General features: G+C 43.1%; 13 protein-coding genes. 1 reads left to right on the top strand and 12 read right to left on the bottom strand.

All coding sequences use genetic code 11. The features are described 5' to 3' along the window. Positions 1–2: 2 nt before the first annotated feature. The 8 genes from AC3ANL_RS02485 to AC3ANL_RS02450 form a co-directional block, all read right to left on the bottom strand. Positions 3–1,067, bottom strand: coding sequence for a DmpA family aminopeptidase (locus AC3ANL_RS02485; RefSeq protein WP_488329645.1), 1,065 nt, complete (start codon positions 1,065–1,067; stop codon positions 3–5). A 32-nt stretch (positions 1,068–1,099) separates the two neighbouring features. Continuing rightward, a complete protein-coding gene (locus AC3ANL_RS02480; RefSeq protein ID WP_488327705.1) occupies positions 1,100–2,851 on the bottom strand; it encodes a sigma 54-interacting transcriptional regulator in 1,752 nt (583 codons plus the stop codon). Positions 2,852–2,896: 45 nt separating this feature from the next. Next, the gene (locus tag AC3ANL_RS02475; protein ID WP_488327704.1) at positions 2,897–3,865 is read right to left on the bottom strand and encodes an ABC transporter ATP-binding protein; all 969 of its coding nucleotides are present in this window, start codon (positions 3,863–3,865) and stop codon (positions 2,897–2,899) included. 3 nt (positions 3,866–3,868) lie between these two features. Further along, on the bottom strand, positions 3,869–4,858 hold the full coding sequence (locus AC3ANL_RS02470) for an ABC transporter ATP-binding protein (protein ID WP_488327703.1): 990 nt from the start codon (positions 4,856–4,858) through the stop codon (positions 3,869–3,871). 18 nt (positions 4,859–4,876) lie between these two features. Next, positions 4,877–5,782, bottom strand: a complete 906-nt coding sequence (locus AC3ANL_RS02465) for an ABC transporter permease subunit (RefSeq protein WP_488327702.1) — start codon at positions 5,780–5,782, stop codon at positions 4,877–4,879. Between the two features lie 18 nt (positions 5,783–5,800). Beyond that, a complete protein-coding gene (gene gsiC, locus AC3ANL_RS02460) occupies positions 5,801–6,721 on the bottom strand; it encodes a glutathione ABC transporter permease GsiC (RefSeq protein ID WP_488327701.1) in 921 nt (306 codons plus the stop codon). Positions 6,722–6,797: 76 nt separating this feature from the next. Then, on the bottom strand, positions 6,798–8,417 hold the full coding sequence (locus AC3ANL_RS02455) for a glutathione ABC transporter substrate-binding protein (protein ID WP_488327700.1): 1,620 nt from the start codon (positions 8,415–8,417) through the stop codon (positions 6,798–6,800). A gap of 39 nt (positions 8,418–8,456) precedes the next feature. Then, positions 8,457–9,467: an asparaginase gene (locus AC3ANL_RS02450; protein WP_488327699.1), complete on the bottom strand. Its 1,011-nt coding sequence runs from the start codon at positions 9,465–9,467 to the stop codon at positions 8,457–8,459. Positions 9,468–9,615: 148 nt separating this feature from the next. On the opposite strand from AC3ANL_RS02450, the gene AC3ANL_RS02445 reads away from it, so the two are divergent. After that, positions 9,616–10,434 carry a M55 family metallopeptidase gene (locus AC3ANL_RS02445; RefSeq protein ID WP_488327698.1) on the top strand — a complete coding sequence of 273 codons (819 nt, stop codon included), beginning with the start codon at positions 9,616–9,618 and terminating at the stop codon, positions 10,432–10,434. 287 nt (positions 10,435–10,721) lie between these two features. Here AC3ANL_RS02445 and AC3ANL_RS02440 read toward each other — a convergent pair whose 3' ends face one another. The 4 genes from AC3ANL_RS02440 to AC3ANL_RS02425 form a co-directional block, all read right to left on the bottom strand. After that, positions 10,722–11,516, bottom strand: coding sequence for an ABC transporter permease (locus tag AC3ANL_RS02440; protein ID WP_488327697.1), 795 nt, complete (start codon positions 11,514–11,516; stop codon positions 10,722–10,724). A gap of 3 nt (positions 11,517–11,519) precedes the next feature. Then, the gene (locus AC3ANL_RS02435; protein ID WP_488327696.1) at positions 11,520–12,293 is read right to left on the bottom strand and encodes an ABC transporter ATP-binding protein; all 774 of its coding nucleotides are present in this window, start codon (positions 12,291–12,293) and stop codon (positions 11,520–11,522) included. 12 nt (positions 12,294–12,305) lie between these two features. Next, positions 12,306–13,358 carry an ABC transporter substrate-binding protein gene (locus tag AC3ANL_RS02430; RefSeq protein ID WP_488327695.1) on the bottom strand — a complete coding sequence of 351 codons (1,053 nt, stop codon included), beginning with the start codon at positions 13,356–13,358 and terminating at the stop codon, positions 12,306–12,308. Positions 13,359–13,531: 173 nt separating this feature from the next. Further along, positions 13,532–14,683, bottom strand: coding sequence for an acyltransferase (locus tag AC3ANL_RS02425; protein ID WP_488327694.1), 1,152 nt, complete (start codon positions 14,681–14,683; stop codon positions 13,532–13,534). Positions 14,684–14,767 lie beyond the last annotated feature (84 nt).

The following is a 14,767-nucleotide window of genomic DNA, read 5'->3' as shown; positions in this document are numbered from 1 at the left end:
CTTTATGAAGATGACCCCAACAGAATATGATAAGGAATTGCCTTTCGAACTCTTCCCTTATTTCCTTTTGTTGTGGTCGCCATGCAAATAGAATTCCATATCGCTTCTTCCACTGCCTCAACCGTCATCTCAAACAGTTGGGAAATCCATTTGCCGTCCTCTCTCATAAATGAATACGAGATAGTTTCTTGGTCTGGTTCATGAGGGACCCGATGCGCCGTAGAGAAGGCAATGACGATATCACCACTTCCGTTAGCCCCATAAGAACCTGTTCGGCTAAGTCCGAATGTAGCTCGTTTAGCTATTCGGCCAAGTTGTCTCTCATTGAGTGGTGCATCCGTTGCCAAAATTATCATAATTGATCCATCGGGCATTTTTTCTTCCTCTCCTGTACGGTGTAACCAGCCGCCCGCAGGAGTGCGCAAATCCTTCTCCTCGCCAAAATTACTGACCACCAGCGCACCAATGGTATAGGACTTTTCTCCAAAGGAAGCGACTCTCGAGCTTGTTCCAACGCCTCCCTTGAAACCTAGACAAGACATTCCGGTTCCTGCCCCGACACAGCCTTCCTCCACTATTCCAGATTTGGCAGATTGAATCGCTTGATAGGCATGTTCCGGTCTGACATGTAATCCGCGGATATCATTGAGGTAGCCATCATTGCATTCTCCTACGACTATATTTACCGTACCCGTTGTATCACCAATTTGCGGATTCTGGTCGAGGAGATAGCGTATGGTGCCTTCCAAGACCGCAGGAATAGACAGGGTATTGGTTAAAAGAATGGGACTTTCTATTACTCCAAGTTCCTGCAGTTGAATGGTCCCCACAGTCTTGCCAAATCCATTGATCACGTAGGAGCTTCCCAATACCTTTTCTTGAAACAAACTGCCCGAATGCGGAAGTATGGCTGTTACTCCGGTTTGAACCATTCGATCTTCGGCACTCTTATAGGAAAGTGTCGTATGCCCAACCATAACTCCAGAAATATCCGTAATCGCATTATACGTTCCAGTTTTATATCTTCCAATGCTTATACCAAGGTCACGAATCCGAACTCTATTCATCATTTACACCACCAAAACATTTTTCCCGCTTGTTAAGCTTTGGACATTTTATTTTTCATACGAAGCGTTTGAAGGAACAACTCACCTTTTCTCGAAATCGTTGTTCCCGAACGTCCTTGACGTACATTCAATAACTCTAATTGGTTGAGGGCATCCAATCGTGTTCTCAACTGTTGCTCGGAAAGAGTCATATCCTTTTCCTCAAGCCTTTTCTGTAACATAGCACGCCCATAAGATGTATGCTGTTTCTTTCCTTCATCATAAACTTCAAGGATCGCCAAGCTTTCTTCCAAGAAACCGTGCTCTTCAATACTCATAAACAATTCATTTAATTCACTTTCATCCATTTCTTGCGGTATGGAAGAATCAATAGCCGCTTTTTGAAGCCTCCCCTTTATATAGAAGGGCAATAATTCTAAAGTGATCTCTTTTTCTTCCAAACAGGCCATATACGAGAGGGCATTAAACAATTCTATTACATTCCCAGGCCAAGGGTATTGTCGCAGGAGCTTAATCATATCGGGCGGAATAACCAAATCACCCCTTTGCAAATGGGACTGCAGATACGTTTGAATAAGCGGCTCAAAATCCTCCTTGCGTTCTGACAAGGACGGAACTTTGCACGTTAAAGCTGTCAGATAATAAAATAGATCCCTGCGGAATTTTCCTTCATCCACTAGTAACGAGAAATCGGCATCGCTGGTCGTAATAATTCTTACCTGAATGGGAATCGGAGTATGTCCATTTATCCTAATAATTTGACCTTCCTCAAGTACCCGCAATAGTCTGCCTTGTAGGGAAACGGGTAATTCATCAATCTCTTCCAGACACAAGGTTCCTCCATTAGCCAATTCGAACAAGCCCGGAAAGGTCTGTCCACCCGATTCTGTACCAAACAATTCCCTTTCCAGCACGTCTGATGATCGTGCCGCACAATTGATATTGAGGTAGGGCCCCATCTTTACCGGAGAATCGTTATGCATCGCCTGCGCAAGCATTCTCTTGCCCGTTCCCGTTTCTCCAAATATATGGACAGGATCACTTGTTTTGGCAAGTTTCTTGGCAATCTTTAGAACATCGTTCATAGCTTGACTATGATCAATCACGTCATCAAAGAAATACTTGGCGGTTTTTCCTCCCGTATACTCGGTCCATTTGCTAATAGTAGAGCCCGTATTAAGAGCATGATTTCCATTGGATAAAGCCACAAGGGATTTCATATAGCGATTAGCCAGAAAGAATGGCTGACAATCTAATTCCATTGCTTCAAATATTTCAAAAACAGTTTCCAAAGCAAGAACACGATAGCCAATATCGACCACTTTCATGTCCCCCTTCGGAACGAGTTGCATCTCTCCGGGGGTAATGATGTAATCGATTTGCTCCGGAATCGGGGTATCCGGGGCATATGCGTAATAGTTATGCTCAAATACAGTCTCTCGAAGCGCTTGGATCGTTTCCTCCGTGGTATGCTCCGTATCGTTTACTACTAAAATATTTTTCCCTTGAGGAGCATAAATTAGTTTTTTTATGTTTACAAAATTCAGCCCTCGTTTAGCTTTAATGCATATTACATTTTTTGGCAAAAAAGGCCGAACAAGTGGAAGAATGAAGTTGGCACCTAATAAAACGATATCACCTTCCGAAATCGTTTCCCTTGCTAAGTTTTTTATGGAAATCGGACGAATCTTTATTAAATCACCGGCAATCTCAGTCATCTGTTTTGAGACTGTCGACAAATATTCATCCTGAATTGAAATAATCGTTAATACTTTATCAATCAATGTGTCTTTCACTCCTTACTATAAGAAAACCAACCAGCATTCCTATTATACATACAAATGACATGCGGAAAAATGCCCAGGCTCGATCTCTTTTAGTTCAGGAACTGTTGTTTTACAAATCTCCATACAAGACCGACAACGGGGATGAAACGTACACCCTGTTGGAGGGTTTGATGGACTAGGAATATCACCTTCCAGGATAATCCGTTCTCTTTTCATACGCGGATTGGCCACGGGAACGGCGGACATTAAAGCTTGAGTGTAAGGATGTAATGGATTTTCATACAGGGATTCCTTCTGGGATATTTCCACAATTTTCCCTAGATACATAACACCTACACGATCGCTTATATGCTCTACCACACTCAAATCGTGGGAAATAAACAGATAGGTCAGCCCTAGTTCTTTTTGTAAATCCTGCATGAGATTTAATACCTGAGATTGTATGGACACATCTAACGCAGAAACAGGCTCATCCGCCACAATCAGCTTCGGATTTACGGAAAGCGCCCTTGCAATGCCGATTCGTTGTCGCTGCCCTCCGCTAAATTCATGGGCATAACGGTTTGCGTGATAATGAGTAAGACCGACACATTCTAATAATTCATGAACCCGCTTGTCTCTTTCTCTTTTACCCATCATGTTATGAACAATCAAAGGCTCTGCAATAATTTCCCCAACCGTCATCCGAGGATTGAGGGAGGCGTAAGGATCCTGAAAAATCATCTGGAAGTCTTTCCTAACTTCACGCAACTGTTTATCATTTAACTTGCTGATATCCTGTCCGTTAAACCAAATTTCCCCTTCCGTCGGTGCCAGCAGCCGCATCATCATGCGCCCTGTTGTAGACTTTCCGCATCCGCTTTCCCCAACTAATCCGAGTGTTTCTCCTTTTCGAATGGAGAGAGAAACCCCGTCAACAGCCCGGACATAGGATTTATTCTGGCCGAACAATCCTTTGCTAATCGGAAAGTGCTTCTTCAACCCCTTAGATTCTACTAACAACTCTGCCATTTATTACGCCTCCCTTGCCAGTTCACTTTGATACAGGAAGCACCGACATTGATGCCCTTCTGCGATTTGTAGAAGATCCGGATCTTGTTCCTTACAAATGTCCATTACTTGAGAACAGCGCGGAGCAAATTTACACCCCAGCGGCATATTCGCTGGAGTAGGAACGTTACCGGGAATGGATTCAAGCCGGTTCGTTTTCTGACCCATCTTTGGTACGGAGTTAAGCAATCCCTTGGTATAAGGGTGTTTAGGATTTTCAAAGATCTCCAACACATCGGCTTCCTCTACAACTTTTCCAGCATACATAACCACGACACGATCACACATTTCTGCCACAACCCCTAAATCATGGGTAATTAACATAATGGCTGTCCCTTTTTCTTCTTTCAGCTTCCTCATTAATTCTAGGATTTGAGCCTGAATGGTCACATCTAGAGCCGTTGTCGGTTCATCGGCGATTAAAAGTGTCGGGTCACAGGACATCGCCATCGCAATCATAATCCTCTGCCTCATCCCACCAGACAACTGATAGGGAAATTCGTCAATAATCTCTTCCGCACGCGGGATTCCCACTAATTTCAACATCTTGATCACGTGTTCCCGGGCCTGTTTCTTGTCATACTTTAAATGAAGCTGGACAGCCTCGCCAATCTGTTTTCCGATTTTATATACCGGGTTCAAGGAGGTCATCGGTTCCTGGAAGATCATCGCAATTTCGTTACCGCGTACCTCTCTTATCTCACTATCCGAAAGGGATAAAAGATCTCTTCCTTCAAACAGAATCGATCCATCCACTACTCTTCCAGGTGTATCTGTGAGCAGACGCATGATGGAAAGGGATGTGACGCTTTTTCCGCAGCCTGATTCCCCCACGACTCCGAGCGTCTCCCCTTTGTTTATATATAGATCAACACCGTTAACGGCAGGTACATGACCTTTGTCTGAAAAAAAATAGGTTTTTAAATTGGATATTTCCAATAGTTTATTGTTCATATGATCGCTCCCTGTCTATTAATCTTTTAACTTCGGATCAAGAGCATCCCGTAATCCATCACCCAGCAGATTGAAGGCAAGTACGGTAAGGAAAATAGCGAGTCCCGGAAAGAAGGTGACATGCGGAGCTGTATTCAAAAAGTCCCGGCCGGAGCTGAGCATCGCACCCCACTCTGGTGAAGGAGGCTGGGCACCCAATCCTAGAAAGCTAAGGCTTGCCGCCGTTAAAATTGAAGTTCCAATCCGCATCGTAAAATACACAATAATGCCGGACACCGTACCTGGGAAAATATGCTTCCAAATGATCCGTCGAGGGGCTGCCCCAATGGACTGTGCTGCCTCGACAAACACGGTAGCTTTGATGGAGAGGGTGCTGCTTCGTACAATTCGTGCAAAAATTGGAATACTGAAAATCGCAACGGCAATAATCACATTCCCAAGACCCGGCCCTAAAATGGCAATAATGCCAATCGCCAGCAGAATTCCTGGGAAGGCGAATAATACATCACAAAATCGCATGATGAGGCTGTCTACCCATTTTCCATAGTACCCGCTGATCAGACCAAGGATGGTTCCGGCGATGGCTCCTACCAACACGGAGGTCAAGCCGACAAAGAGAGAAATCCTCGTTCCTTCGAGAATCCTGCTAAAGATATCCCGGCCGAAAGCATCCGTGCCCGCCAAGTGTTCCATCGAGGGGGGACTTAAAATATTATCGTAGTCCGGCTCTATCGAAGAATAAGGTGCAATAGCAGGACCTATAAGGGCAATTAGAAACAGTAAAACAATAAAACTCCCAGCGATCATGGCCAAACGCTGTTTTTTAAATTTCCTGCAAAACTCCAAAAACGGGGTGCGTACCTTCTCTACTTCTGGTTGAGTCACTTGTTCATTCGGTTGAATAACTACACCGCTATTTGCCAATTTTCATTCCCCCTTTCACTACTTATAACGAATTTGCGGATTCATTACCCCATATAGGATATCCACAAGTAAATTAATCAAAATAAACTCTAAAGCAAATAGTAACATTTCTGCCTGAATCAATGGGTAGTCGCGGAATGATACAGAATCAATCAGTAACCGGCCCAATCCTGGCCAACTGAATACCGTCTCTACCACAATCGAACCTCCCAATAGAAATCCAAACTGCAATCCTGTCATGGTAATGACGGGAATCATTGCGTTTTTTAAGGCGTGTCTCCACACGACAGCGTTCTCCTTCAATCCTTTGGCTCTTCCAGTCCGAATATAGTCTTCCTTTAAAATTTCCATCAGGGAAGAACGTGCAAAGCGGGCAATGACCGCAGCTACTCCAGCTCCTAAGGTGATGGACGGCAAAATATACGATTTCCAAGAATCACTGCCTCCTGTTGGAAACCAGCCCAGCTTAACGGAAAATAGTTGAATCAGCATTAAACCCAGCCAAAAAGATGGTAAAGAAATACCCGATACGGCACTAAACATACCTGCGTAATCTTGCCATTTATTCCGTTTTGTTGCCGAAATCACGCCAATTAACAGCCCGAAAACGATGGCCCAGACCATACTCCAAACCGTCAGCCAAAAAGTCGGCATAAATCTTTGGGCAATCTCATCATATACAGGTCTCTTCGTTTTCATAGATACGCCCAAATCGCCTTGGAATAGATTGCCTATGTAAGTGAAATACTGCGTCGTGATTGGTTTATCCAGACCAAGCTGTTGACGGACAAGCTCCACATCCTTTTTCCCTGCATCCGGACCAGCTACAAGCCGTGCAGGATCCCCAGGAATCATATGGACAAACATGAAAATAAAGATGGAAACGATCAATAGAATAGGAATGATACCCAACAAACGCTTTAAGATATAACGAAACATAACCCGCCTCCTTTTGCTTCCTGTCTTAAAGATAAGGCGATCACTAATCGTTAATTAGCGACCGCCCACTATTTCCCTACCTTTTAATTTCTGCTGCTTTTGCACTCAGAGAACCGTCAGGCAGTAAGTAAACGCCTTCTAGGTAGTTCTTTTTCCCAGCGATTGTATCTTCGACAATCAGAGGTGCCCAAGGTGCATCATCCCAAATCATTTTCTGTACGTCTGCGTAAGCTGCTTGACGCTTTTCTGGATCTGCTGTTTGTAAAGCAGCGTTAATTAGCTGATCCGCCTTGTCATTTTGGTAATAGCCTACATTATAGGATTTTGGCGGAATGGAATCTCCGGCAAGTAACGGACGAATTCCCCAATCCGCATCCCCCGTGGAAGAAGACCAGCCGCCATAGTAAAGCTCGACTCCGGCATCTTTCGCATCCTGAACGGACCAAATTTTATCCGAAAGTGTACCTGCTTCCATAGGAACTACTTCTACCTTAATGCCAACCTGCCCCAATTGCTGTTGCAAAAACTCCATTGCTTTCATGGCATCTGAGTTGTTTGCTCCCCATATGGTAGTGGTAAAACCTTTTTCATAGCCTGCTTCTTTCAACAGCTTTTTTGCTTTTTCTAGATCATATTGGTATGTTTTTTGCTTAGAATAAAATTGGAGGCCGGCTGGAATGATTGAATCCATTTGGCTTCCAAATCCACGGTAAACAACCTTTAAGAATGCTTCTTTATTAATCGCATAGTTAATCGCTTGACGTACCTTAACATCATTAAAAGGTTTCTTTGTCGCGTTCATGGTCATATAACGGGCTACAATGGAAGGTTTATTTTCCACTACAATACCGTCTTTACCATTGATGGCTTCCACCTGTTCGGTAGGAACCGGATAAATAAAGTCAGCTTCCCCTGTTTGTAACATCGCTACGCGTGCTCCGTTTTCTGGTACAGGCTTAAACTTGATGCTATCTACCTTCGGCAAATCTTTTTCCCAGTAATCCGGATTCTTTTCAACGGTCAAATGGTCGCTTGGATCCCACTCTGCAAATTTGAACGGGCCAGTTCCAACAGGATTCTTGGATACTTCTTTCCCGTATTTCTTCAAAGCTTCGGGACTGATAATCCTCGCCGCAGGATGGGCAAAGTTATTCAGCATGGCTCCAAACGGTTCCTTTAAAGTGACTCTAAAGGTGTACTCATCTACGGCCTCTGTTTTGTCAACTAGTGCAAACATGCTGTATCTTTTTAATTTATTATCTGGATTAGCTACGCGGTCGATATTTACCTTCACGGCTTCCGCATTAAACGGGGTACCATCGTGGAACTTGATTCCCTGCTTCAATTTGAAGGTAAATACTTTTGCATCATCGCTAGCTTCATAGCTTTCCGCCAAAACAGGAACCATTTTCATATCTTTGTCGAATCCAACCAAGCCTTCGTACATCGTTCCTTGAACGGAACCGGACAACGTATCGTTCGTGTCCTGCGGATCCATGCTTACAAGGTTATCCTTGATGGCAATCGTAAGCTTGTTTCCGTCTTTTTTCGCAAGCGGTTGTTCTTTTTGCTTTGTCACTGTTTTCGGTTTCTGGCTCTCATTCGATGAACTAGACTGACTGGAGCATCCCGCAAGTGCAAGGCTTACGGCCATTAATCCAGTAAGTACGGTGGTCAGGTATTTTCTTTTTACCATTTTATTTCCCCCTTGATCATTTTTATTGATAAAAGTGACTTAGCACTGGTGTAACGAAAAGGATGGTACCAATTCACCCACATTTTCTTGGCGGGCATTCTTCAGAACAGGACGGTAATGATGCATAACTTTGTTGAGCTGCTCTTCATTGATAAAGTCGAGTTGTCTTAAAGTCTCTAGAGCGACTGGATAGGCGGCTCGTCCATTTCCGTCCTCTATCTTGATCGCGATGCCGATTCCCGTTTCCCTATCCCCAATCAAGTAGACAGCTTCTGCCCCTGCTTTGCCAAATAAACGGCCTTCAGTCGCTTTCATAAAATCGGTACAGAAACGGCCAGTTCCGCCTACCATCTCGGGGTACTTCATCATTGCAGTTGTAATTCGATTCGCAGCCTTGGCTCTTTCTTCTCCTAAGGAATCAGGGCGGGCCAATCTAGCAAAGGCATAGGCAAACCGTTCTAATGGCAGGGCATGCACTGGTACGCCGCAGCCATCCGTTCCCATTTCAATTTTTCCAATAGGATAATCAGCCACTTCGGAAATTGTTTTCAAAATTCTTTGTTGTACTGGATGGCTGGGCAGATAGTAATCTTCAAGCGTTTCTCCCATATGCTTAGCGGTCACCAGCATACCTGTATGCTTGCCAGAGCAATTGCTGTATAAAGGAGTGAGATCCTTGCCCGCAGCGATCAATTTCTTATATGTATCCTGTGAGTGTGGAATATGGGTTCCACATTGTAAAGAATTGTCTTCAATTCCTGCTCGTCCAAGAATAGCCAGTACCCGATCAGTATGCTGATCCTCTCCACTGTGTGAAGCGCAACATAACGAAACATCCGCTTCACTCAGCTTATAGGCATCTGCAGCCCCTGTTTCCACTAACGGGATAGTTTGTAAAGGCTTCATAGAAGACCGGGCGTAGGTTACCCGATCTGGATCGCCAAGCGAATATAACAATTTACCTTCCGAATTCACGACAGCTATGTGTCCGAAATGAGAACTTTCTACTCTACCCCCACGGTATATATCTACTAGTTTTGAAGAATACAATCTTTGCACCTCTTCTCAAAATTTTTCAGAATCTTTCGTCAATCATATTATATTATTCAACCTATTTCAACCTATTTTTTAAAAAAGAGGAAAAACAGGAATTATATAGAATTATTGATTAAATAGGTTTTAATAGGGGGTAATAAGTATGAGAGTTTTTATTTCTGCGGACATTGAGGGAGTAGCTGGAGTCGTTCATCGTGAGCATACCGCACGGGACGGCAGGGAACACGATCGGGCAAGAATGCTGATGACCGAAGAGGTAAACGCTTGTATTGAAGGCGCCTTTGCAGGGGGAGCTGCAGAAATTGTTGTGAATGATTCTCATGGAACGATGCGTAATCTGATCCCAGAAGCTATGCACCCGGATGCAGAGTATATCACTGGTTCCCCGAAAACACTTGCGATGATGGAAGGGATTAGTCCGGAGTTTGATGCCGCTTTATTTGTAGGCTATCATTCAAGGATGGGTAACGATGGTATTTTGAATCATACTTTTCATGGAGGGGTAATTCGAAATATAAAAATCAATAACCAGGATATGGGTGAAATCGCACTAAATGCAGGAATTGCCGGGGTTTTCAGAGTGCCTGTTGCCCTTGTTACGGGATGTCAGTACGCAGCCCAAGAAGCGATGGACTTTATTCCGGGAATTGAAACGGCTGTAGTTAAACACACAATCAATCGGCAAACGGCGAAAAATTTAAGCCCACAGAAAGCACGATGCCTGATCAAGGAAAAAACGATTGAATCGCTTTCGTGTCTTCATAAGATTCAACCTGTCACTTTGCAAGGTCCCTTCCAGGTTGAAGTCGCTTATCTGCACCCAGGTTTGGCTGATGCCGCCGGGATTCTGCCAATCGTCGAAAGAGTGAACTCGACAACCCACAGCTTTAAGACAAATGACTTCATCACTGCTTTTCGGTATATTCGTAGTCTGATTGCAATTGCAGGAGCACTGAACTAAATTAATGCACAATAGGCGGGAGAGTTGTGCTAAGCAATCAATAAAGGCGGTGTGAGCAGAGTTAGGCCAAACTTCTTAAGAATACGTGCGGGAAAGAGTTCACTCATTTGCCAGGAGAACCGTCCCCATGGTCCGCCAAAAATAGCAAAAAGGCACAACTAGCCCTTACCCGCTAGTTGTACCTTTTTACGTGCAAAAAATCCCCTAAGAGAACCGTACCCGTGCTCTGTCAATCTTCGACAAAATCCGAGGCGTGACAGGCACCGGTATTTTCGTCATTCTGCTTCCTACTTCCAAGGAATCAAGATTCGTTCAAGCCATTGCAGTCCTCTGTTAAATAATAATCCCAATAAAGATAAGAGGAGGACACCGGCCATTAGTTTGGTGGTGATCATGAGGTTGCCGTAGTGAAGGACCATGGCCCCGATTCCGTATTGTGCCGCGATCATTTCTGCTGAAACGAGCAGCAGAAGGGCGGTGCCGGCCGCAAGTTTTAAACCGGCAAATATCGTGGGCAGCGCCCCTGGTAAAATAACCTTACGAATCACGTTCACATGATTAGAACCGAATGTAACTGCTGCTTTAATCAGAATCGGGTCGACACTTTTCACACCGGAAAAGGTATTAATCAATACAGGGAAAAATACCCCGAGTGCAATAATCGCTACTTTTGGCATTTCGCCAATCCCAAACCAGAGAATAATTAACGGCAATAGGGCAATTTTTGGAATCGGATAGATCGAATAAACAATCGGTGTAAACACCGCATCCGCCCATTTGGAAAAACCAAGCATAAGCCCGACAAGAATCCCCAATACGGCCCCAATGGCATAGCCGCCAAGAATCCGGTACAAGCTGGCACCTAAATTTTTAAACAATTCCCCGCTGCTAATCATTTCCCAGCCATCCATAATAATCGCTGATGGAGCCGGCAAAAATAGCGGCGGCACGATATTTAATTGGCAAACTAACTCCCAGAGAAGCAGCAGAACGGTAATCCCAGCAACCGAAACATAACCTGGAATTTTTTGTTCCAGGAAGGCAACACGATTTTTGATAACCTTCTTTGTTGTTTTTTCCATCTCTTACGCCTCCTTCAATGCTGCTTGAGCGTCATGACGGATCAAATTCCAAATCTGGTCTGCGTATTGCTCAAATTGCTGGCGATATTGTTCTTGGTCACGACCCATTCTTGGAAGATCAATCTGGATAATCTCTTTGATTTCACCGGGATGCCGCGACAAGACAATGACTCGGTCAGCCAAATACACGGCTTCTTGAATATTATGGGTAACATAGAGCGTACTTAATTTCGTACGATTCCAAATGGTTAGTAATTCTTCCTGCATGATCGTACGTGTCTGCGCATCCAATGCTGAAAATGGTTCATCCATCAGCAGCAAATCAGGTTCGACCGCGAGGGCCCGGGCGATGCCTGCCCTTTGCTTCATCCCTCCGGAAAGCTGTTTTGGATAAGACTTCTCAAAACCGGTCAGGCCCACCATATCAATATAATGCTGACCGATTTCCTTACATTCCTTTTTGCTCATGCCTCTTTCCTCTAAACCATAAATGACATTCTGATAAACAGTCCGCCATGGCAGGAGGGCAATTTCTTGAAACACAATTCCTAAGGATGGTTCTTTCTCCTGCCCACCTTCAAAATAGACCTCACCCTGACTTGGCGACAGCAATCCCCCGACAATATTCAGCAAGGTCGATTTGCCGCAGCCGCTCGGTCCAACCAGTACAACAAACTCTTGTTCCTCTATGGAAAAATTAATATTCTTCAGTGCGGTTACTTCATTTTTCTTCGTATCAGTGAATCGTTTTTCAACATTTTCAATGACGACTCTCATGTTGTCACTTCCTTACTGCTTTAATGCTTCCTCAAGTAATTTGGTATTCACAATTTCTTTTGCGTCGATGGCTTTATCAATCAGTTTTTCCTTCGCATACCAATCTATTTGAGTTTGAATATCCTTTTCTAACAATTTGCCATCTGGATCGATATAGGGAAGACCTTTTTTAATCAGTTCTGGATCCTGGTCCACATATTTGGCGATGATATTCACGACTTCATCATAGTTCGCACCTGGAACCACTTTACCGTCTTTTGTGGTTAATACGGCATCATAGTAGTAACGGGTAGCCTTTGCATACGCCTTTAAAAAGCGGACGGCAGTATCTTTATTTTCGGCAAACTTTGGTGAATAGAAGACGCCGGAAGTTTGGTAATCCATTTCATCTCCCACTTGGGTGATCACTTTCCCATAGCCTTCTTGAACAACCGTGGAAATATTCGGCTCATTTAAAATAACAGCATCTACTTGCTTACTGTTCAACGCTTCCATCAAACCTTTAATGCTGTTAAGCGGTACTAATTGAACGTCTTTTAATGAAAGACCATGATTTTCTAAAATTCTGCCTGCCATATAGTGAAAAGTGGAACCGGTTTGAGTAATCCCAATTTTCTTCCCTTTTAGGTCTTTTGGAGAGCTAACGTCTGAATCCTTTGGTACCAGCAAGGCTGATGATGAAAACCCCTTCGCTTCACGGCCTTTATCTGCCACGATCCAAAGTTTTTGCCCGCCCGCTACCATATTATAAAGACTAGCGGAAATGCCAGTGGCCCCAACATCCACACTTCCTCCTGCAGTTGCAACCGCAATCGGCTGAGCTGCCTCAAACCATTTTACATTCGCTTTAATTCCTTCTTCTTTAAAAAATCCCTTATCAATTGCTATAAATAGCGGAGCCGAGCTCGTTAACTTTAACATCCCAATATCAACAGAAACCTCTTCAGAAGACTTCTTTTCCGAACCTGAAGACTGGCTCCCCTTATCTTCCTGCTGCCCGCAGCCAGCAAGCACTAGCGCCAGCGTCAAACCAAACGCCAGCATACGTAACACTATTCGCTTCATCACTTTAAACCTCCAAAGTATTTTAATACCTATTATTATAACGCAACTCCCTAGAAAATCGACATAATTTTCTAAAAAATAGCAAGTTCTCACGGTCCAAACTATCAGCTATAAAAATCCCCTATGGTAACGCCCATAGAGGATTCTTTTGCTTCCAGATTTAATAATCATGATCAAAACTTAACGATTCTACTTTTCAATTTATAACGACTATCCACCGCTATCTTATTTAACCAGCGGAAAACTTTCATAGCTTCCACTTTTTCAAATAGCGTTTTTCTTAAAAATTCAATCACAACGCAAACAGTAAAAACAGATAAAACGACAATGATAAAATGAATGAGTAAGTATGGAGAATTGGCATATCGATCTACATGCAGAAGATTCCCCCACAGTACATTTCTAAATGAACTTTGTTCCGTAATGAGATAGACACCGAACGCTAGGCCTGATACCTTTGGGATGAATCCAGTAAGTTTCCCGTTAGGTAATTTCATGTTCAAAAAGCAAAGAAATAAAGTGACCGAACAAATGAGTACCGTTACCGAATTGTATCGATAAAAAATATAATCAAACCGATATCCATGTCCCAACACCAATCCGTATTTGCCAATCCCTATCTTTGATAAAAGCATTAATAAAGAGACTACTAAATAGATAACAAAATAGGTTCGACTTTTAAGATTAGCACAATCGTATAACCTGATGTATGCTGCTATTACATACAAACAGACAAACCAAATGATCCCGTATCCTCCGGTACCATCTAACGTAGCGACAAAAGGAAAAAAGGTAGGCCACAGACAAAATAGCAGGAGTAAGACTGAAATGAAAGCCTTATGCTGCTTCTGCGATAGCGATTTAAGCAACTTATTAAGAAACGGAAATAGTAGATAAAGACCTATATATGTCGTTACAAACCAATACTGACTCGTAAGGACTGGCAATATGGAATGAATGAAATCCATGGTAGTGAATGTTTTAAAGCCAAACATCAACACAAGGAAATAGATCAATATAGAGTAAAATAAAACTTCTGACCATAATCGAACCATCTTCTTTATATTAAATGTAGAATGAATTAAAAAATAACCACTGATGAGGACATAACAGTTTACAGCTACAATACATAAAGCCTCAATCCCCCAACCCATAACCCAGTTTAAGCTATACTTTTGACTACCATATAAAATACCACCATGTCCTAAATAATGTAATCCCAAAATCATCAACATCGAAATGATTCTTAATAATTCAATACTAGGATTTCTATTAGAACGTTTCGTTTTACCAATCTGCTTTTTCAGCAATTCTTCGTTGTCCATTTTTTTATCCTTTCATAAAACCTTTTTTAATATAGAATTATTTTAAAAGTTTGATAATGACTTTTGGTTCAACACACATTAAAA

The sequence above is a fragment of the Neobacillus sp. DHD-1R genome, assembly GCF_057747995.1.
Note: the sequence above shows the minus strand (reverse complement) of the source record. Positions and strands in the feature narration are given on the sequence as shown.